At 34.9% G+C, this 21,852-nt stretch carries 19 protein-coding genes; all 19 read right to left on the bottom strand.

What is annotated here, in order from left to right; all coding sequences use genetic code 11:
* Positions 1-4: 4 nt before the first annotated feature.
* Positions 5-1,552 (bottom strand): GNAT family N-acetyltransferase, encoded by a 1,548-nt coding sequence (locus tag CPT03_RS06345; RefSeq protein WP_099438050.1) that lies wholly within the window; start codon positions 1,550-1,552, stop codon positions 5-7.
* Entirely contained in the window at positions 1,549-2,523 is a 975-nt protein-coding gene (locus CPT03_RS06340; RefSeq protein WP_099438049.1) for a hypothetical protein, read from the bottom strand. Before CPT03_RS06340 ends, CPT03_RS06345 begins: the two co-directional genes overlap by 4 nt.
* Positions 2,524-2,583: 60 nt before the next feature.
* Positions 2,584-3,387, bottom strand: coding sequence for a phytanoyl-CoA dioxygenase family protein (locus CPT03_RS06335; RefSeq protein WP_099438048.1), 804 nt, complete (start codon positions 3,385-3,387; stop codon positions 2,584-2,586).
* An 18-nt stretch (positions 3,388-3,405) separates the two neighbouring features.
* A complete protein-coding gene (locus CPT03_RS06330) occupies positions 3,406-4,440 on the bottom strand; it encodes a GNAT family N-acetyltransferase (protein ID WP_099438047.1) in 1,035 nt (344 codons plus the stop codon).
* A gap of 55 nt (positions 4,441-4,495) precedes the next feature.
* Positions 4,496-5,644, bottom strand: a complete 1,149-nt coding sequence (locus tag CPT03_RS06325; protein WP_099438046.1) for a glycosyltransferase family 4 protein — start codon at positions 5,642-5,644, stop codon at positions 4,496-4,498.
* Positions 5,645-5,765: 121 nt separating this feature from the next.
* Positions 5,766-7,166 carry a polysaccharide lyase family 1 protein gene (locus CPT03_RS06320; protein WP_245869990.1) on the bottom strand — a complete coding sequence of 467 codons (1,401 nt, stop codon included), beginning with the start codon at positions 7,164-7,166 and terminating at the stop codon, positions 5,766-5,768.
* A gap of 444 nt (positions 7,167-7,610) precedes the next feature.
* Positions 7,611-8,705, bottom strand: a complete 1,095-nt coding sequence (locus tag CPT03_RS06315) for an NAD-dependent epimerase (RefSeq protein ID WP_099438045.1) — start codon at positions 8,703-8,705, stop codon at positions 7,611-7,613.
* 38 nt (positions 8,706-8,743) lie between these two features.
* On the bottom strand, positions 8,744-10,579 hold the full coding sequence (gene asnB / locus CPT03_RS06310; protein WP_099438044.1) for an asparagine synthase (glutamine-hydrolyzing): 1,836 nt from the start codon (positions 10,577-10,579) through the stop codon (positions 8,744-8,746).
* 12 nt (positions 10,580-10,591) lie between these two features.
* Complete coding sequence (locus CPT03_RS06305; protein ID WP_099438043.1) at positions 10,592-11,665, bottom strand: glycosyltransferase family 4 protein; 1,074 nt, start codon at positions 11,663-11,665, stop codon at positions 10,592-10,594.
* A 36-nt stretch (positions 11,666-11,701) separates the two neighbouring features.
* Positions 11,702-12,760, bottom strand: a complete 1,059-nt coding sequence (locus CPT03_RS06300; protein ID WP_099438042.1) for a RimK family alpha-L-glutamate ligase — start codon at positions 12,758-12,760, stop codon at positions 11,702-11,704.
* On the bottom strand, positions 12,696-13,301 hold the full coding sequence (locus tag CPT03_RS06295; protein WP_099438041.1) for a hypothetical protein: 606 nt from the start codon (positions 13,299-13,301) through the stop codon (positions 12,696-12,698). Before CPT03_RS06295 ends, CPT03_RS06300 begins: the two co-directional genes overlap by 65 nt.
* Positions 13,285-14,490, bottom strand: a complete 1,206-nt coding sequence (locus CPT03_RS06290; protein ID WP_099438040.1) for a pyridoxal phosphate-dependent aminotransferase — start codon at positions 14,488-14,490, stop codon at positions 13,285-13,287. Before CPT03_RS06290 ends, CPT03_RS06295 begins: the two co-directional genes overlap by 17 nt.
* Before the next feature lie 11 nt (positions 14,491-14,501).
* Complete coding sequence (locus CPT03_RS06285; RefSeq protein ID WP_099438039.1) at positions 14,502-15,665, bottom strand: glycosyltransferase; 1,164 nt, start codon at positions 15,663-15,665, stop codon at positions 14,502-14,504.
* 7 nt (positions 15,666-15,672) lie between these two features.
* The gene (locus CPT03_RS06280) at positions 15,673-16,887 is read right to left on the bottom strand and encodes an O-antigen ligase family protein (protein ID WP_099438038.1); all 1,215 of its coding nucleotides are present in this window, start codon (positions 16,885-16,887) and stop codon (positions 15,673-15,675) included.
* Positions 16,888-16,898: 11 nt separating this feature from the next.
* Positions 16,899-17,978: a glycosyltransferase gene (locus tag CPT03_RS06275; RefSeq protein ID WP_099438037.1), complete on the bottom strand. Its 1,080-nt coding sequence runs from the start codon at positions 17,976-17,978 to the stop codon at positions 16,899-16,901.
* The gene (locus CPT03_RS06270; RefSeq protein ID WP_099438036.1) at positions 17,975-18,571 is read right to left on the bottom strand and encodes a sugar transferase; all 597 of its coding nucleotides are present in this window, start codon (positions 18,569-18,571) and stop codon (positions 17,975-17,977) included. Before CPT03_RS06270 ends, CPT03_RS06275 begins: the two co-directional genes overlap by 4 nt.
* 11 nt (positions 18,572-18,582) lie before the next feature.
* The gene (locus CPT03_RS06265) at positions 18,583-19,824 is read right to left on the bottom strand and encodes a DegT/DnrJ/EryC1/StrS family aminotransferase (RefSeq protein WP_099438035.1); all 1,242 of its coding nucleotides are present in this window, start codon (positions 19,822-19,824) and stop codon (positions 18,583-18,585) included.
* Positions 19,825-19,883: 59 nt separating this feature from the next.
* Positions 19,884-20,990 (bottom strand): glycosyltransferase family 4 protein, encoded by a 1,107-nt coding sequence (locus tag CPT03_RS06260; protein ID WP_099438034.1) that lies wholly within the window; start codon positions 20,988-20,990, stop codon positions 19,884-19,886.
* Entirely contained in the window at positions 20,984-21,847 is an 864-nt protein-coding gene (locus CPT03_RS06255) for a glycosyltransferase family 2 protein (RefSeq protein ID WP_099438033.1), read from the bottom strand. Before CPT03_RS06255 ends, CPT03_RS06260 begins: the two co-directional genes overlap by 7 nt.
* Between the last annotated feature and the right edge of the window lie 5 nt (positions 21,848-21,852).

Raw genomic sequence — 21,852 nt, 5'->3', positions numbered from 1 at the left:
ATGATTAAGCTTTATTAACTTGAAGCCTATAGAGAGGGAAGAAATCAATTTCAGAACTAATATCGATGTCCTGTTGAGATAGCATTGAGGTATAAATTTCCGGATTGGCAACAAAACGCCAACTTTGGTAGTCTAAAGTATGATTTGAGAAGTTGACTTTCCATCTAAATAAGGAATCTTCCTTAAAACCCAGTCCACCCCCTAAGTTGTACTGTTTTACACCCAGTTTCCGGCCAAGTAGACTAACCTCTTCATTTAGCAATTTGGCAGGTGAATCTTTGAGATATTCTTCTCTTGTTCCTAGTAGGTGTGCTTGCATGATGTCATTTGTTATCACTACAATTCCACCGCATACGGGATAATTATTTCGATCATAAACAAACAGCAGCCTGGCATCATATTCGTCTGAATTAAGCAGGATTTTAAAATATTCCTCATCAAAATAATAAGTATCTAAGGCATCTAGACGCATCATGTTTGCAGTATAGAGGTCATAAAAAATTCTAATATCCTTAGACGTATTAACCTCTTTAACATAAAAACCTTTATTTCTCAATTGCCTGATCTTTCTGCTTAATCTTTCCTGATAACCACTTCTCTGCTCTTCAATTGACTTTGTAAGATCTAAAACCACCACCTTGCCGTTATCCACAACACCACCAAAGCCCTCCATTAATGATCTCTGATCCAGAAAAGGATTCAATCTGGTAAATACAGTAATTATCTTTTCATCTTTTAAAAAATCCAGAAAGCTGGTTCTAAAACGACAAACAAAATCTGCTGGTAATTCGTCAAAATCTTTATTTGAAATGGGTCCGCTATACCCGTAAACTGAGCTCATATCAAAATATTCAGAGTCTTGAATATGTCTTTTCACTACCGGCATAGCTATAAAATCCTCGCCCATTTCATAGACAAATAACATGGGTACTCCATTGTTATTGTCCAGCAGATGATAGGTCCACGAATGGTAAAAATCATATTTCAAAGCTCTTTTCACCAAGCTCTTCCATTCTTCTTCCTCATCAAGTTTAATGATATGCCTCATTCCGAATAATTTATACTTAGCCATGTAATCATCGGCAATTACTTCCATTTTCATAAAACTATCATGATGTGAAATGCAGGAGAAACCATTCTTATTGTATATTTTAATTGCCGACGTATTTTCTGTATGAACATCAAGACTTACCTTATTTAATTTTAAGGTAAGGAATGCATAGTCAAGCACATGCTTTGTTGCTTTTTCTCCTATCCCTTTACCCCAGTATTCAGAATCTCCAATAAAAATGTGAAACTCAGCCGATTGATCTAAAATTTTTATCAACTGGACATTCCCTATGTACCGACCGTTTTTAGTTAAACAGATAGCAAATCTCTTTTCATCTGGTTTATTTAATGTGTTCTTTAGCCATGCTATTTCCACATTCAATGTAACTGGCTCCTTAGGATTAAAGAGAGTATACTTCCATACATCAGGATTATTGCGCCATTTATATGACACATTAGCGTCTTCCACCACAAGCGGTCTTAAAAAAATGTTCTCCGTCATAATATTGTCTTTAATACATTAAGTATGCGTTTCATTTCTGAATGTGTATAACGATGGTCTATAGGGATAGCAATAAGGTGTGTTGTCAGGTAATGCTCATACATTCTCTTGGTGGTCCATTCCAGCACATTAGGCCAATAGGTAGGAACATATATTCTTTTTTCAATTAGTTTGTTTCTTATCTCTGTAGATGAAGTGAGCAATGGATATACCATTGGGCCGTTTACAGAAGAGGCATCAAATGAGTAGTCGTTGTAATTTTCAAGATAATCGTGCAGGTACATAAAATTCGAGTTCCTTCTGTACTTACAAGCTTTATAATCTATACCCGATAAAATTCTTTGAGTTAACAAAGACATCCTACGAATTGGGTTATTGGAAAGAAAAGAGTCGTTTACTACAAAATCTTCGTAACCATTTTCTATCCCTAAATCTATACTTTTTATCAGATGAGAGAACCTTTCTACAGATACATCTCTTTCTAATTTTAGCCTCACATCACTAGTCGACTGAAGGTATGCCCCATCAGATACTCCAAAAAACTTCCGGCAAGAGTAAATCGTATCTACATTTTCCAGTGGTTCTGAAAAAAATGCCTGAGAATTGTCTATTATTAGGTTCTCAAACTGTTTGCTTAATCTTATCACAGTGTCCTGCTTTAATCCGAAATAGTTGGTATAAAGCAGACACTCTTGCGGACCTACCTCGAAATCAAGCACTGGATCCATATGTTCGTCAATAGTGTAATACTGAAACTGAACACCCAATTTTTTAAGTGGCTCCAGCATTACATTACACGTGTAGTAAGGCATATGAACCAATTTGTACCGTTTTACTTTTAAAATATATTCAAACGCATTTCTAGCAGTATTTAATTTTATTAAGGATGAATAGAACTCCTCTCCACCAGAAAGTTGCAGCTCCAAATAACCTCCAATGGATTTCATTTTATTTGAATATTGATTTTGCATTTTTTAAAATTAATTAACGTTAGGGTTTAAAATATTCCGAACAAATTGAGCAGAGTATGGTTACTCCTGGTTTCTTTGATACATTCTTTTCTCAACAGGTTGATAATACTCATTTAGATTTGCAGGAATCCTTGCATTGTATCCAATAACTTGCTTAAGGTGATCATTAAGCTCCTGGCCGAAATCATAACCTAACAACCTAGGATAATCCATTTGCTGCTTCATAAAAGGTTTGGTATAGGCAAGGGTCAATGCTCTTCTAGGTTTATCAGTATAATTTTTACCTGCAGCATGCCATAAATTAGCATCAAATAAAATGATACTGCCTTTTCTAGCTAAAGCCCTATCTGCATTGTCAAAAAAGTATTGGTCATCCGGCTTTTTATCATACTGATGTGATCCTGTTAATAAATAGGTAGCACCATTGTCTACCGTAAAGTCATCAAGAATAACCATCATTTGAATCATTAATTTAAACGACCCAGTAAACGTTCTGATGTCTCTATGAATATTCTGAACATAAGGCTGTGCATTTTTCACATTAATCACAGCTCCTAATGAGTTAAGGATATAGTTTCCTTTTAAAAAATGTATAATTTGTTCATGCGCATGTTTTTGCTCTAAAAACTTCAATGTAAACAACTGCTTTTCAACAAGATGATGCAAGGTTCCATCCATATTTTTCGCAATACCGTTGGCTTCCTGAATTTTGTGTCTCACCTCATAAGCTGGCAATAATGAATCATTAATCTCATTAACCAATTCATCACTCAAGGCATTTTCATAAGTGATCCAACCATATTCACTGATTACCTTATCAAATATTTTGGTATTAGCTTCCGAATAATCAAATTTATTGTTCATGTGCGTAAATTTTAGCGGTTATTTTTTAGTTTGGCGGTATGCAGGAAAGAAAGTAGACTGTTCGTTTAGCTCTAACCCTTTTTTATGTATTAGCTCATTATAAGATTCCTGGTCATTAACATAACACCAGATTCTATCGTTAATTCTTAAATCAGAAAAGTGACTTTTGAACTTAAAAAGTGAATCTTCTTTTCCTCCTACTCCACCTCCCAAATGAAATATCTTTTTCCCCAGTTTCCTGCCAATTAAGCTAATTTCATCCGTTAACAATTTACTTGGAGATTCTTTCAGATACTTCTCAGATGTGGCCGACAAATGATTTCTCACTACATTCTCTGAAATCAATATCAATGCACCGCAAATCATTTCATTCCCATCGTAAATAAGTACAAGTTCATTTTTAAATTCATTCTCATTCAACAACCCGGCAAAGTACTTCTCGTCAAAATAATAGCTCTTGTTAGCTCCCAGCCTATCCATATTTTTGTGATACATTTCTGTAAATTCAGCTATCTCATGGGAGCTAACAGCCTTCTTAATAGTGTATCCGGATTCCCGAAGTTTTTTGATCTGTCTTTTTAACCTTTTGTCATAACGTGACCTTTGATCTTCAATACTCAAGGACAAATCCATGTAAATCGTACTCCCATTAGGAAATACCCCCCCAATATTTTCCAATAAACATTGTTGATTTAAAAAGGGATATAACCTGGTAAAGGCACAAACACATTGCTCAACTTTCAGAAAATTACTAAACTCCTGCTTAAAGCATTCAATAGTGCTTGGTGGAATATCCACAAAATCTATGTTAGATATTGGCCCTGCATACCCATAAACAGAAGTCATATCATACTGAGATGATTCTTCGATATTTCTTTTTATCAATGGGAAAGCGATAAACAGGCTTTCTTCTTCATAAATAAACAGGACAGGTTCCCCTTCCATATTTAAAGAGTGATAATACCAAGTATGGTATACTTCATAATTATAGGAACGCTTTACATAAGCATCCCATTCCGCCTTAGTGCGGACAATTAAGCATTGATAAGACATGTATTTTTATCTTTTAAGGTGCGCTGTTTTTATGATTTCCTATAGGTAGATAGGATTAAGCTCCTTCCAGAATGTTAACCATAGTCTGGTTCACTTTATTTACATCAAACTTTTCACTTGCATATTTTCTGCCGTTTAAGCCAAATCTTGCAATATCATCTGTGTGCCTTATATAGTACTCCATCTTAGCTGCCAATTGCTTAATATCTTTTATTGGCACTAAAAAGCCATTTGCCTTTCTTAAGAGCGGATTAATTGTTTCCCTACATCCGACCGAGTTGCAGGTAATCACTGCTCTTCCCATTGCCATACCCTCTAAAAGACACCTTGGTACTCCTTCGCCATAGTAAGACGGTAATACAATTACGGAAGATTGGTTTATATATGGTCTTACATCATCAACTAATCCAAAGTATTGGATAGTTCCATCGGTTTTAATTTTTGAGTACAAATCCGGACTAATCGCATCAATATTATCCTCATACGGTCCAATTAATTTGAAAACTACTTCCGGAAACTTTTGTTTGATCTGTTTTGCTGCATAGTAGTACTCCTTAATTCCTTTCGCGTTAATCAGTCGTGAAATCATTAAAAAACTAATATTATCCAGATCCGGCGGAGAATATTCATAATGAGACAAATCTACTCCTGAACCATTAACCACATGAGCTATATTTTTATCTGTAATAATATTTGCCCTAATTAGCGTATTATAATCATCTTTATTCTGGAAAATAATCTGTAACCTTTTACTTGCCTTAAGGCTTAATTTCAATAGGATCCTTGTTATTTTCTGAACCAGTGTTTTCCTTGAACCAACATTTAAAAAATTATACCCTAATCCGGTTAGCATTGGGGTTATGTGATTTACCCTGCAAAACCTCGCTACAAAAGAACCATAAATAACGGGCTTAAAAGTATATGGAAAGAAAACATCAGGTTTAGTGGCTTTAATCAGTTTACGTAACTCAAAAAGATACTTGATGTCAGAAACTACCGATACATTACTCGGATTCAATTCATTCTCATATACCCTTACACCCATTTCATCCAGCTTATCTTTAATCCCCTCATGTTCAATTTTGGGTGTAAAAATTATCACTTCATGTTTTACAATTAGTGCCTCTATCAATTTACCTCGGAAATCCAGCAATGAACGTGGAGAATCGCATGAGATCAAGATTATCTTTCTTTCCTTTATCATGTTGATTTAAATTTATAGGTAAATATTTAAGGGCCGGTTAAACAACTAAGTTGTTTAACCGGCCCTTAAATAGGATAACATCAAAATGAGATGTTAAATAAACTGAAAATTATTTTATTGTTTATAGAGTCAAAGTTGCTCCGGCATTTGCCATTACAACTGCAGGAACATTTGCTGCAGGAATAAGCTCTGATTTGTATTCATAGGTTGGTACCCATGTAGATGCTGCCGTTGAAATTTTGTTTGCACCACTTCCTTTATAGATATTGGTACTTGCACCACTTACAAAACCTGGTTTTGCATTAAACTCAGTATAAATTGGATATTGTTGATTTTCAAAGTAGTTATTATCTGTTCTAACAGTTGCTCCCATTGTTACACCAATCCCATATCCGCTACCATTTTGCATGTAGTTGTTAAATACATGCATATATCCAAATCTTGTGCAAGGTTGTCTTTCAGAAACATTGTAGAAATAATTCTTATATACAGTAACACGAAGTTTACCTATATCATTAGTATTATTATCTCCAAAACCAATTAGCATTGGAATATGATTATCATGTAACCTATTGTACGATAAAGTAACATAATCAGCTCTGTTACCAACATCTAACAAGCCATCATAATAATCCCATCCGTGGTTTCTATCAGATGATAAATCGCAATGATCAACCCATACGTGATGAGCACCTTCTTTTATAACAATGTTAGAATAGGTCACAACATTTCTGATCGTCATGTTACGGATAATTACATTGCTGGTTCCATACATTAATAAACCAACACCCTCCAAACTTGATCCTTTTTCACCTAGTATGGTTTTATTGGATCCTACGCTTACAAAGCCTGTTCCTGTAATTTTCCCAGATACTTTGATAATTGCAGCTGTATTTGATGAAACAGCTGATTTTAAAGCAGCGTAACTTGTTACAACAATAGTTTGTCCACCTGTACCACCTGTTGTTTTCCCATCCACCATTGCATAGCCAATAATCGCACCACTTTCTACCGGAGCTGTTACTGGTGGCACAATTGGATTAGTTACCGGAGGGGTCACTACTGAACTGGTACTCCCATCTAATGAATAAGTGTACTTGCGGCCATTAGTCCTTGGATCGCTATTATCTGAAGCAGAGATATATAAGCTGTTTAACCAATGACTGTAACGTCCTTTACCAAGGCTTCTGATTTCAGCATGATTTGAATGAGCAGGACCAAGTTCTTTACCATTTTCAAAGACCTTAAGTGTTGAAATTGTGGGCTGACTTCCTGAGTCTCCTGTTCCAGGAACATCGTAAATTTTGTAAGCGAAACCACCATCGCTTGCAATTGTAAAAGTTTCTAATGATTTAACTCCACTTGTGGTGCTTGTAGCAGCCAAATTTGTTTCGGTCTGCGTTAGTGGATTTTCTGGGTTTGCCGCATCCGAGCCTTTTTTACATTTACTAAAAGTTAATACAACTAACAGCAATAGAAGGCTCATGGACAGTCGATTTGATGTTTTGTTTTTTCTTTCCATTTGAATTTTTAAAAGTATACAATGGTAACGTGAAAACACGCGTCAATATACACTTCAAAAATTATGGAAAATCGATGATTTTCTCTAAAGAAAACAGCTTTTTATCTCCTTCATAACTTTAGGAAATCTCAGAGATTTAATTATTAAAACGAAAGAATTATCAATCAGAAATCGGAATATCCTTTTACTTAATCAGATATTACTAATTATTATCTCAGGCATTAATAAGTTAAAATATTTTCAGATTATAAATTTTAAATTAATTTAAAATAGTGATATATTATTTATATTATACTACTCTTTAACTAAAAAAAGCATGTTTAAACACACGTATTAATGTAATTTTTCTGTCACAAAACACTAACGCAACATCAGATTTACAATATACTCCTTCAAAAACTAAAAATTATCAATATTTTTTCGTATAGTTTTAAGAGAGAATTTTTAATGGTACACAGCAGTTTCCAAATGACTCTGTCTGTTTTTTGTTACCATGTAAAATTCTTTATACCAATCAACAAAATTTCTTACTCCTTCTGACACAGAAACTTTCGGACTATAGGCTAACATTTTCTTCATTACCGATATATCTGCCCATGTTTCAGCAACATCACCATTTTGCATTGGCATATAATTTTTACTAGCTATTTCACCTATATTTTTCTCAATTTCAGATATAAATTCTAACAAATCTACTGATTCCCCTCTTCCTATATTAAAAACTCTGTAGGGTACATTTGAACTTGATGGATCTGGAACCGCAGCATCCCATAAAACACTTTTCTTTGCCGGATGATCTATTACCCGAACTATCCCATCCACAATATCATCTATGTAAGTAAAATCCCGCTTCATTTTCCCATTATTAAAGATATCAATTTGCTTATGTTCCAAAATTGCTTTTGTAAAAAGGAATGGAGCCATGTCTGGTCTACCCCAAGGTCCATAAACTGTAAAAAAACGAAGCCCTGTTGTTGGAAGCTTGAATAAGTGACTATAAGTGTGAGCCATTAGTTCATTGCTCTTTTTTGTAGCGGCGTATATTGATACCGGATGATTTGCCTGATGACTTGCCGAAAATGGCATTCTCTTATTTAACCCATACACACTTGAAGAACTTGCATATACCAAATGTTTAATATTGTGTGTCCTACAGCATTCTAAAATGTTAAGAAATCCAGTAATATTTGAATCAATATAAGCTCTTGGGTTAGTTAAACTATATCTTACCCCAGCTTGCGCCGCTAAGTTGCAAACTGCATCAAAATGGCAACCTTTAAATAACTTTTTCATCTTGCCGTGATCCGTAAGATCCAATTTAACAAACTGATAATTTGGATACTTAGTACTCTTCAAAGCCTTCCCGTACTCTAATAATAAACCATTAATTCCTGTTTCTGCAAGCCTCCCATATTTTAAATTTACATCATAATAATCATTGATATTATCAATTCCTATCACTTCATCGCCTCTTTCCAACAAATATTTTGTTAAATGATACCCAATAAAACCGGCTGTACCGGTAACCAATACTTTCATAACGATTGCTTTAAATTTAGATTTATAGATTTAGAGAGTTAAAGGCTTTTATGCCATACCTCCAGACTGAATACACAAAAGAGTATTTTGGCCCTTCTTTCGTCAGAAATCTTAATCTTTCTGGCCATAAGGTCCATTATGAAGTCTTTTTTGATAATTTTGGAATACAAATTATCCGGAGCCATCAAATATGTATTTATAATTTCCTTAAGTTCATTATCCACCCATTTTTTCAGCGGTATTTCAAAACCCCTCTTAGGTTGCTCAATAAGTTCAGAAGGCAAGTACTTCTTCCCTAGTGTTCTTAAAATATCTTTGGTCTGAAGCTTCTTTATTTTAAAATTATCTGGCAAACCTGGCGCAAATTCAAGAACCTCCTTCGCCAAAAATGGGCTTCTTCCTTCCAGTGAATGAGCCATTGTGGCAATATCCATTTTAGTGAGTAACCTACTGAATAGCATCGAATCAAAATCCATCAGCAATAATTTCTTTAATGGAGATATTGAGTAATCATTAATTCTTGCAAGATCATTTGAAATAATTTTCATTTTTGGCCTTTCAATAAAGGCATCTTCAAAGCCAACAAAAAGATCAGACGAGGCTGAACAATAGATTTTAATCAGGTCCGAATAACCTCCAAATTTCAATAGCCTGTATAGATAGTTGTAATTACTTTGCTTTTGGTTTGCAACAGGTAATATATTGGTTAAAATTTTCGAAGTAATCCTTGTAAGCTGATTTGGATTAAAAAAATCTACATGCTTAAAAGGAACATACCTTCTATACCCTCCAAATAATTCATCCGCGCCATCTCCATTTAAAACTACTGTAATATGCTTCTTTGCCGCTCTTGCTACATAATAACTCGGGATTGCTGAATTGTCAGAATTGGGCTCCCCATGATTTGAAATAATCTTTTCTATATCATTTGTTAAATCAGAAAAATCTATTTCCACAACAGTATGATCTGTCCCATATTTCCTGGCAACCTTCTCTGCCAGGGCCGATTCATCAAAAGACCCTGGAACTTTTACAGTAAATGTTTTAAGCTTTGAGCTTTGCTCAGCTGCCATTGCAGTTACAAGTCCACTGTCAATTCCTCCGCTTAAAAAAGATCCAACATCTAAATCCGAGCTATCAATTCTGCTTTTAACAGCAGTTTTAAGTATACCATCAAGCTGGGCTACTGAGTCATCATAATCAGGATATCTTTCTGTTTTATAAAAATCTTCGATCTTAAACCAGCAAACATCATCGCAAAGACCAGTAAGTGTATCAATCCTTAAATAATGTCCATTTTCAAGTTCATTTACCAAAAGATATGGGGTAGCCTTTCTATAATGATGCCCTACATACAAATAGTCTGCAAGTGAAGAATAATCTATTTCAGGCCTGCATTTTTTATACAATACATTTAGTTCTGATGAAAAAACAAATGTTTTTGCTTTATTATAAACGTATAGTGGCTTTTTACCTGCCCTATCCCGTGCCAGATACATTCTAAAATTTAGAGAATCATACAATGCAAATGCAAACATTCCATCAAACTCTTCAAGCATATCCATTCCCATCAACTCAAACATCATAAGTATGGTCAGTGTATCAGAGTTTGAAGAAGCTTTAAGACCATACTTTTCTCTAAGTTCCATATGGTTATAAATCTCCCCGTTAAAAACAATTACCAAGCCCTTGTACTGCATAGGTTGTTGCCCACTTACACTTAGATCCTGGATTGCCAACCTGGTATGGTAAAGATTTACATTATACAACGAATAATGCCCCTGTTCATCAGGCCCCCTATGCAATAACCCATTAAAGATCATACTTTTCTCTATGGGGTATTCATAGTTTATTGTTCCAAATATTCCACACATATTATGTCAATTCTAAATAGCTAACCTGTCAATTAACTGCATCCATTCCCCCATCACCTTCTCCTCACTAAATCCGTCCTTAATGTGTTGCCGTCCTTTAGTCCCAAGAGCCTCCCTATCAGCAACAGACATATCCATTATCTTTAACATATTATTAGCCATATCTTGCTCATTCTGTTTCTCGCACAACAGTCCACACTGAGCTTTCTCAATCAGCTCATGATTTCCATCTATATCTGTAACAACCGTGGGTCTTGCATATGCCATAGCTTCAAGAATCGCATTGGGCATACCCTCCGAAAATGAAGAAAGTACAAAGGCATCCGACTGACCTAAATAAGTATGTGTTTCTTTCCTAAAACCCATAATATTTACATAGTCCTGAATATTTAATTCTTCAATAGTTTTCTTCGGCCACAACTCTCCATTTAAGTCGCCAACAATATCAACTGTAAAATTTCTGTGTTTCAATAAGGCTATTGCTTTAAATAAAGTCAGATAGTCTTTATTCCATCTAAAATGGCCTATACATATCCATTTAAAACTATCATTTACTAGGTCATTACCCGTTTTAGTATGTTCAGGTATAGCAATTCCATTAGGAATCACAATCCCCCTTTTGCTAACCAACTTTTGCTTTTCAAAATTCGTCATCGAGGCAAAAGAGTTATAAACTATCACATCATCTAATCCATCAGTAAGTTTAAATGGCATGTACCACTTTTTTGGCATTACTGATATTCTGATGGTAGAGATTAACTTAAAATTCAGTTTAAGTTTTAGTAAACGCGCAAATATTATTGCAACAAACATAAAAGCAATAATTACATCTGGTCTAAATCTCTTAACAGTTTTATAAAGTGACTGAATATTTGAAATCGGATAACGCAACCAATCCCTTAAGAAAAGTGCTTCCAACCCCAACTTTCTGATATCGCCATTAAATTCATCAATTGGTTTTAAAGAAATGATCAACACCTTATGATGTTTTGATTGCAGAAATGATGCAATTTTCAGCAATTGGGTCTCGGCTCCGCCTTTGCTCATAGACGGAGTCATTAAAATCACCCGCTTATTTACTTTCATAAACTAATTTATTTGAGAGGAAAATTATAAGAGAACTTAATTCGCTAAAGCGTCTTCCAGGTATGCCTTTACCTGTTTATGTTTAATATCAAAAACAACATTCACGTACTTTACATCCCATGAATTAAATAAACTGAAATGTTGTTTATAAAAGGCATAAGCCTTCTTTTTCAATTCCATTTTTGGATTAGGCTGGTAAAACGGACTTACTTCCAAATAAATAGGCTTGGTACTTAAATCATCGTTTTCCCATGTTACATCAAAGGCTCCCGTCGTTATTTTTAGCGATTTAAAGGTTTCTATAATATGCGTTCTCCACTGTTCCGGAAAGTAATCGAAATCTACCTTACTTCCGTAACTTGTAGAGGTTGGCTTCCACTCCTCATTTAAATTTATTCTCCAATAATGAAGTAAGATCTCTCCTTTCACCAGAATAACCCTAAGGTCCTTCCTCATATTGATTAACTCCTGCGCTATAATATGCCTGTTCTCAGCAACAAACTTTTTGTTTGATACAAGATCAGCAAGATCTTCATATGATGATATTTTATATAACCCTTCTGAAGATGAAGAATGCTCTGCTTTAATCAAAAATGGAAAGTGAATATTAGCTTTCAGTAAATCGTCAATCGACTCAAAAATTCTTGTTTTGGGCTCATTCACACCCTCCACATAAAATACCTGATGCATGTAGGTTTTATTTTCCCATAGCATTGTTTCACAATGTTTCGGGAACACCGAATTACCCTGCTGTTCAAGCTGCATAGTAATATGCGATAAGATATGCGTGTAATTATCAAACTTGTATATATTGTATCTGTTACTTATCGAAAAAAATATCTTCTTGTTATGGTACTTCCCAATGGCCAGACTTGACACAATCTTTATTCTTTTATTTTCTTCAATTAAACCAGCAATTGTTGCCATATCCCAAATAAATGCATCAGAACCAAAATATTTGATAGACTTAAAGGGAACCCACACTATGATTTCGCTATTTGAATCGTATAGGCTCCATAGCTTTAGCCATTTAATTGCTACTATAATTCTTAAAATACGTGATACCCTTTTTAGCACCTTTATTACTGGTTTCATAAGCTGAATTGATTAATTCTATTTCTTTAACACCTAAATATTTTATTGGAAGTTTTTTCAATTTTGATATTACTTTTTCATACAATTTCATCTCACCAAACTCATGTCCATAACTCAGGTCATCAATGTAAACTGTAGATATCCCCTTACTTAACAGCTCATTTATATAATTCAGCTTATCCTCAGCTCTTCTTACCAGAATTATACAATCAGGATTTAAGCCATTTGCCGATAGCCATTTTCGCGTTGAAAAATAATCAAGGTAACTTCTGGCAGAAATGAAGATTATTCTTTTCTTGCCCTTGGTTTTATCCAAAAGGAACTTCCGCATCCCAATAAAAATTGATAATGATTCATATCGGTGGCTTTCATTTCTATAAACATACTGTTGTAATGAAGGCCAGGTATCGGCAAGCGTATTGTCTATATCAACAAGATATACTTCACCCTTTTGATCTACACTTTCAATTGACTTTCTGAATCTGTATTTAAAATACCAATTGCAAACGCCAAAAAACACTATTTTAAACAACCGTTTCATTTACAAGTTTTAAAACTTCATTCATCTCAATGCATGCTTTTATGCTTTGAATCACATAATCATTCTCTTCTTTCGACCGGGAAGCTAATCTTATAAACTGCCCTTTCAGGCCAATTTTATCGTCACATGTTCTTACGTAAATCCCGTAAGTAATAAGAAGTTTAGCTACAAATTCAGTCGATTTTAAGCCTTCCTGTAATTCAATCAATACAAAATTGGCCATACTAGGATAAACCTTAATAGTAGGAAGCTGCCTTAACTCCCGTATAAATTCAAGAGTCTCAACAATATATTTAACCCTAACTTTATCATATCTAAGTGCAAAATCTGCTCTTGTGTACAATCTGAAAAAGTACTCGGCAAAACCATTAGAATTCCACAAATACCCGTTCTTTAATAAAAGGTCTACATATTCTTTTCTCATTACACCGTATCCTGCCCTTACCCCAGCAATACCAAAATCCTTCGACATGCTTTTCAGGACAATTACATTAGGATGCTCTTTAACAAGGTGCGATAGTGAGACCAATTGATAAGACTCACTCTCATATGCGAAGTGTATAAAACTTTCATCAATTATAATGTTATCTACAAATGAAAGTTCTTCTATAATCCTGCATACATCAGCGGCCTTTGTATATCCTCCATTCGGATTATTCGGATTAATCAACACTATAGTATCCGGTCTGTTTAACTTAACAAAGGCAATGTATTCCTCTACATTCAGGTTATAATTATTCTCTTTTTCCAGATTATAATATACCACTTCTATACCTTCCTTAACATACTCATAGTATGATGAGAAAGTAGGTATTGTAATAAGAATCTTCCTTTTAGTGAAATTATGGATAACAGCCTGAATGATCTCAATTGCACCATTTCCAATAAAGATATTTCCAGAATCAACTTTCAGAAAATCTGCCAGAATCTCTGCAATTACTCCGTTTTGCGACGGATAACTCTCCAATAAATCTCTGATATTTCCAGTATTTAAAATCTCCCTGTTGAAATATTCAATGAATAGATCTGTTGCATAAGGATTAGATAAAAAGCAAGCGTCTACTTTAATGTCTACCTCCGGAAGTTTCTGTTTAAAAGTAAAGAAACTAGGCGAATGGGATCCTGCCTCATTCTTTAACACTTCAATTTTCTTTACAACTTTAAGCTCGTCACTAGTAAATTTTATCATCTCTATTTAAGTTAAATCTTAGTAATCATTTGATATCCATTCATCATGTTGCTTTTATCAGATAGTATCACACTTGAATAGGTTTTTAAATGCGCATTTGCTGACGCCTGTATGTGATAATTTAATTTAAAGAACAGTCTTCCATTTAACTTAATCATCTTTTTATCAGGATGATACAACGCTTCTTTTAGTACATCACAATAGCTATCCACACTTACATCCCTGCTTAAGAATCCTGTTTTTCCATGTTTAATCATCTGGCTTATGCCGCCAACCGGGGTACAAATTGGAATGCAGCCTACAGATAGGGCTTCTATTAAAGAAATTGGCATTCCTTCAAAAATGCTTGAAAGGCAAAAAGCATCGGCTATGCTCAAATAGTCTACAACATTGTGCCTGCCCCCAATAAACTCTATATATGGATCATTATTAACAACTTCCAATAAATGCTGATATAAACGTTTTTCTTTAACCTCTCCTATAATTATCAGTTTACATTTTTTCTCTTCAGTAAGGTTAAATTGCTTTACCGCACGAATTAATAAATCCTGATTTTTTTCCGAAGCAATCCGACCAACATGTATCAAAACAAATGAGTCTTCTCCTTCTTTATACTTCTCACTTAGTGAGGCAATCTCATTTGTGGCAACCAAATCCTGTCTACCATTCTCAATTAAGATGTCATTATCGAGCTGATAATAATCCCGGTAAGTTTTTCTGCCATCAAAAGAGATCGTAACAGGTTTTACCTTATTGATCCTATACCATAGTCTTCTAAATGTTTTTATTAAGAAATTGGGACATTCTGCTACAGCAACATTATGAATGGTATGAAAGAAAAGCGTGCGTTTATTGATAAGAAGGTATAGTCCCAGATACTCAAATCCATTTAAATGAGAGTGCAACACATTTGGTTCTTCCGCTCTTAGCCATTTTGTTAAAGCCCAAAAAGTATTTAAACTAAAACCCCGGCCTTTATTGAACGAAACGTACCTTACATTTTTATCAATGTCTTTTACAAAGGTCTCCTCTACACTATTTGAACAAATTGAAACCAAAAACACTTCATACCGGTCATCTTTTGCAAGTTCATTACACAAATCGACTACAAATCGTTCGGCACCGCCTTTGCTTAAATCACCTATAAGGTGCATTATCTTTACTTTCATCATCATTTTAATACTAGTTTAATCCTGTGTGTACTTCCACTTCAGCCTCTCTGTTAAGCATAAAATTTAAGTGCAGAATTGCGAAATAGAGGAAAAATGTAGGCCCATTTGCACTAACAAGCCACGAATTGTGGGATAGAGAATTGATAGAAACAGCAATAAATGAACAACAGAGACAAATCATCAACGCATATTCGGTTTTCTTGACATTTCGAAATGCATTAATAATAATCCTTCCAACTTTATAGTACAATCCACCCAATATTCCCAGCCCTAAGAAAGGCCCCACGTAAGTAAGGAACATTAAATAAGCATTATGCGAGGTAAGTCCTGATGAGAACACCTCATTACGGTAAGTAACATCCGACCAATCCTTTCCATAAAATATAAGCCCGTAAGGATATTCCGAATAGATCCTCAGGTTTTCAGCAGCAAGGGTCGATCGGTTATACTCTTCCATGTTGTGCTCATTCTTGGTAAGAATATTATTATAAGTATCTGTATTGTCTTTTAAAATATAAGTGTAAAACACAAAAGCAGCACAGGCGGCAAACACAACTATAAAAATTGCTTTATAGTTATAATAAAGTATTAAAAACAAGAAAACTGAAAATACAAATCCTACCAATACGGAACGTTGCATACCCAGATAAATAAAAAGCAGGCAGGCTAAAAGGCTTAGAATCTTAATTAAAAAAGCCTTTTTAAACGCAAAGGTGTAAATTACCAGAAAAGGAACCAGTGCCGCCAGCTGATAGCCAAAATTAAACTGATATGTCGCAATTCCTGATGGACTCTGCACTACTGGCTCACCCATCAGCATCGATCTCAGGTTATTTATTTCTGTAAAATAGAATGGATTAAAAACCATTACAATTGCCGAGAAGGTCAGAAAAGCGATAAAAACATAAATGGAAATTGCAAAACGTTTCGCATCCAGGCCAACAAAGTAATTAAAGTAAATGGCGCACATTCCAACACATATGGCATTGGCAATAAAAACCATATACTCCGAAAACCCAATTACATTATACAGGAACATAGCACCAACAAGAAGAATAAGCTCCTGTTTATATAAAAACCCAATCCCATCTTTTTCTCTAAACAAAAAAACAAGTGGCAAACAGAAAATAAGGGGGGTAGGTATCCTAAAAAAGTCTGTCATAAATATTCCGTACGACAGGCTGTATAAATACAAGACTACAAATACAACTGCAATAAATTTCATATGATTATAATTTATTCTATGTTTTGTTTAAAAGCTTGGATAAAGCCCTCAGCATCATTAATTGCATTAAAATATTTCTCCTGTCCATTTCTGGCAATGTGCCTGTACTCATCATAATGAGTTGCCATATATTCCAGGCGCTCTTCAAGTTCTTCTAAATTCCAATTTACAGGAACGTAGGTGTCGTTTTCAATAAACAGATTTGGGTATGTTTCAAGATGATCCATTCTAGGTTTGATCAGTACTGATCCGGAAATAAATGTCTCAAAATCACGATAACAAATTTCTCCCCATCCAAATGGGCTAATGCTAAGTTTTGAGTCTCTAAGTTCTTTCCAGTACCTGGCCTTACTCACATTTCCACCACTAGCTATATGCAAATTCAAGTGCCCAAAAAGATTTAAAACATGATTCCTTTGGTAAGAGATCATATTTCTGCTCCCTCCGTCTTTATGGATAGTTCCACGAAAAGCTAAATCATAACTCCTGACTTTGTCATATGTTGATAAATGAGTCGGATAAACCTTGTAGCTTAAATAATTACTTAACCGACTCATTTTATACCCAAAATATCTGTAATCATTAAACCCTATGTTCCATCCAAGTTTAATTTTATGAAGTTGATCCTGAGGACAGGGAACAAATCTTGTTTTCTGATCATCGGGAACCTCATTTAACCAGATCCGCAGGTCATTTGCTGCACTCGAATCCATATAATAATCAAGATTTTTAAGTCGCTGTTTCTTCATAAAAACATCAACAAAAGAGATAATTGGAAAATCACTGGATCCCGATGAATCTGCTGCGTCAAACCAGATCAGTTTACCTGTCGCGTTTTTCATCTCCAATAAATACATAATCAGTTCATCCTCATTTTTTGAAGTTCTGGTATGTATGTTTTGCCACCCATCTGCAAAATACCGCGAGTGCAACAGCAAATAATCTGATCCCTTTAATCTTTTATCTCTATGGTCGTAATAAAACTCAACTTTCAAGTCGTGCTCAAGAAGCTTCTTTTTCCAGCGATAAAAATGATGCGTTTCGCCATAAAATCTCTTGGATGGCCAGTCTAGAACTTTTAATGTTTTCATCTTCTAATGATACTTTTCAAAGTATATGAAATGATCTTCAGGTCAACCCAAATGTTATGATGATCTATGTATTTCAGGTTCTGAGTAATTTTTGAAGGAATAATAGTATTGATATAAAAACTCTCTGGATCCTCCGCTGTTGCCAGCAACTGATTCTCATCTATGTACTGAATAGAAGCCCAATCCGTAATGCCCGGTTTCACACTGAGCACCTTTATTTGAGATGCATCATATAACGCAACATATTTAAGTACTTCCGGTCTGGGCCCCACAAAGCTCATTTCTCCTTTCAAAATATTAATAAGCTGAGGAAGCTCATCAATTTTATACTTCCTTAGCCAGCATCCTACTCTGGTTATTCGGGAATCATGATCTCCAATCGTCAGCAAACCTGCCCTATCAGAATCGGTATACATCGTTCTAAACTTAATTAGTTCAAAGTTTTTCTGATTTAAACCTACCCTGATCTGCTTGTAAAAAATGCTTCCTCTTGAATCTAACTTTAAAAGAATAACAACCACAATAAACAGCGGCGACAAGAACAACATCCCCCCCAATGAGAAGACTACATCAAACACCCTTTTCGCATTCATGCTATACAACTTTATGACAACACTTTAACCAATTTGTTGACTTCAATAATCTGATGAACAGCCCCTATAACTGATTCTATAATAAATTCAACTTCAGGCTCAGACAGTTGAGGATATATTGGTAGCGAGATTTCGCATGAATATTGCTTATAGCTGTTAGGATAATTTTCGATAGAATAACCAATACTTTTAAAATACGTAAGCATTGGCATTGGTATAAAATGAACATTAACAATAACGCCCCAGTTAACCAGGCATTCTATAATCTGATCTCTTTCAACCTCTGTAATTCCTTTAATGCGTAAAGGGAAAAGATGGTATGAACCTTCTCTGGTATCATCTTGTCCGGTTGGCTCAATAAACCAATTATAAGACTTAAATGCAGCACAGTATTTTAGAAATATATTTTTGCGTAGAGGCAGTAAAGTATTGCTGTATTGTCTTACCTGAGCCAAACCAATTGCAGCACAGATATCAGGCATGTTCATTTTAAATCCTTTAAAAAGAATATCGTACCTCCAGTTAGCTCCTTTGGATTTTGCAAATGCATCCTTATTCTGTCCATTTAACGAGAAGAGCTTTAGAAAACTATACTCTTCCTGATTATCAAAAGGTGGAGGTAAATTCAAACAAATACACCCTCCTTCAGCAGTTGTAATGTTTTTTACAGCATGAAAAGAAAAAACGGTAACATCACATTTCTGAGCTGCAGGTAACCCCTCATAAGTAGCGCCTATTGAGTGTGCAGCATCCGACATTAATAGTATTCTTCCCAATTCCGATTGTTTTGCTGTAACTGGCTTAAATAGCTTTTTTATTTCAGGGTCATTTACAATTTCTCTTAATGCATTATAATTACATGGCAGCCCGGCAATATCAACACCTATTATTGCTTTGGTTTTAGAAGTGATTTTACTCCTTACAATATCCGGATCAATAGTAAAATCATCTAAAATATCAACCATAACAGGTGTAGCACCGCAATGCAAAACACACAAAGCGGTAGCGCAGTATGAGTACGCAGGCACTATAACTTCATCCCCGTCACTTATACCAAACCATTTTAACATCATGATAGCCCCAGATGTCCAGGAGTTCACACACACGGTAGCTTTAGATCCTGTTAAATTCAACAACTCATATTCAAGGGCCTTAACTTTTGGTCCCGAGGTGATCCAGTTAGCACGAAGTGAATCAATAACTTCATCAATCACTGCCTGATCAATAAACGGAGGGGAGAAAGGTATATTCATATCTTTAAGATTTTAATATTTGGTAAGCTTAATGAAGGGATGAATAAATCGCTGTGGATTTAAATATGATTTAGTATTAACTTTTCCCATTTTGCGAAAGTGTTTTCAAGGGAATTAGTTTGATTGATTAATTGAGCATTTTCAGACATCTTAATTTTAAGAACAGGGTCGCTCATAGTCCTGTTAATTGCCTCAGAAAGGTATTTTATACTATTTGCCTTAACCAGCAAACCATTTTTTTCATTCTCTATAATATCTGCAGGTCCGAACTCGCAATCGGTAGCCACACATGCACATCCTAAACTCATAGCCTCTACCAGTACATTTGGATAGCCTTCATTTCTCGATGAAAGAACAAACATTTCTGCCTGTGTATAGTAGTCCTGAAGATTTTTTTGATGCCCAATCAATTTCACTCTATCCTTTAGTTTTAAGTCTTCTATCTGACTTTCCAGATTTTCTCGTTCAGCTCCTTCACCCGAAATCAATAAATCTACATCCTGAAATTGTAATGTTTTAAAAGCTTTAATCAACAGATCAAATCCTTTTTGACGATCTAACCTTCCTACACTAAGAATGAACTTCCGGGGATAAACACTATTTACACAAGCAGAACCAAACTTGCTCACGGGATTGTTTATCACCTCAAAATTGCTTACTCCTCTAAAAGACTTATTCTTTCTAAACCCATCAATCATTCCTTTCGAAGGAACAACAATAGCTTTTGATCTGCTATACACCTTTGCTGATAACCACCTTAAAAAATGGTTAAGCTGGTTTACAGTATAGTCCGGAGTAATACGCTCAGAAACCAAATACGGAATATTCAGAATATTACAGGTAAGACCCATCCATAAATTGGCCGAAGTCATAAATGACACAACACAGTCCGGTTTTTCTTTGTTCAGCAGACGTAGTAACTTAAAAAGAGTTACTCCTCCATACCATAACCTAAATAAGAACTGTTCTCTTCGTACATTCCTTACCAGAGAAATAACCTCTATTCCTTGTTCCAGATAATACGCTGGTTTAGCTTCATTTAAACAAACCATCGTAACCCTAAAACCTTTGTTATAAAAGTAGTTACCAAGATTCGAAATTACCCGCTCTGCCCCACCTCCATTAAGAGTATTTATGGCGAAAAATAGTTTATGTTTCCTTACCATAGGGTGGTAATTGTTTGAAATGCATTATTGAATTTCAAGTACCTGATATCAAACAAAAAGTATTGCTTAAGGTAGATTTTGAATAATTGCCGTTTTTGAAGTGAGGAATATTTGAAATTCTTAATTGTCAAATTAAAATCGCTCACCATTCTCGATTTCCTTACCTTAGGATCTATCATACTCCAGATACCACCGGTATGTAATCTATAACAAGCCATAACCTCGGGCAATACATAAATCTTTTTACCGGTATTTGCCAGTGCAGAAAGCTTAAAAAGTGTATCAGCACCATAAGCATCTAAAAACCAGCTTTTTTCAAGCGCATCGGTTGCTTCAGCAATGTTTCTTATCATCAACGAGCAAATTCTGGTTTCTTCTCTTTTACCAAGTAAAACATCATTGTATTGAAACTCCAGGCTAACAGGAGCATCTTTCACGTAAACTAGATTATCATAATCATCAATAACCTTACTATGATGACAACAAATCACATAGTCATCATTATTCTCTAAAAAATCTACTTGCTTTTGAAGTTTCGTCGGATCTGTCCAAAAATCATCTCCGTCGCACATTGCAATATATTTTCCAGTAGCCCTCCCCAAAATATCAATTTGATTTCTTATTGCCCCTTTATTAGGGCTATGGCTAATCAACTGAACCAATCCAGGGTACCGGTTACAATAATCTTCAATAATTTTCTTGGTATTATCGGTTGAACCATCCTCCCCAATTAAAATTTCAAATTTGAAATTGGTTTTTTGCATCAGAAAACCATCTAAAGCTTGAGCAATATACTTTTCGTGATTATAGGTAATGCAGCAAACTGATACCATTAATTCAGATGTAGGTATAGACATATCGT

The organism is Pedobacter ginsengisoli, assembly GCF_002736205.1.
In the GTDB taxonomy this organism is placed as follows: domain Bacteria; phylum Bacteroidota; class Bacteroidia; order Sphingobacteriales; family Sphingobacteriaceae; genus Pedobacter; species Pedobacter ginsengisoli_A.
This window is presented reverse-complemented; position numbering and strand designations above follow the sequence as displayed.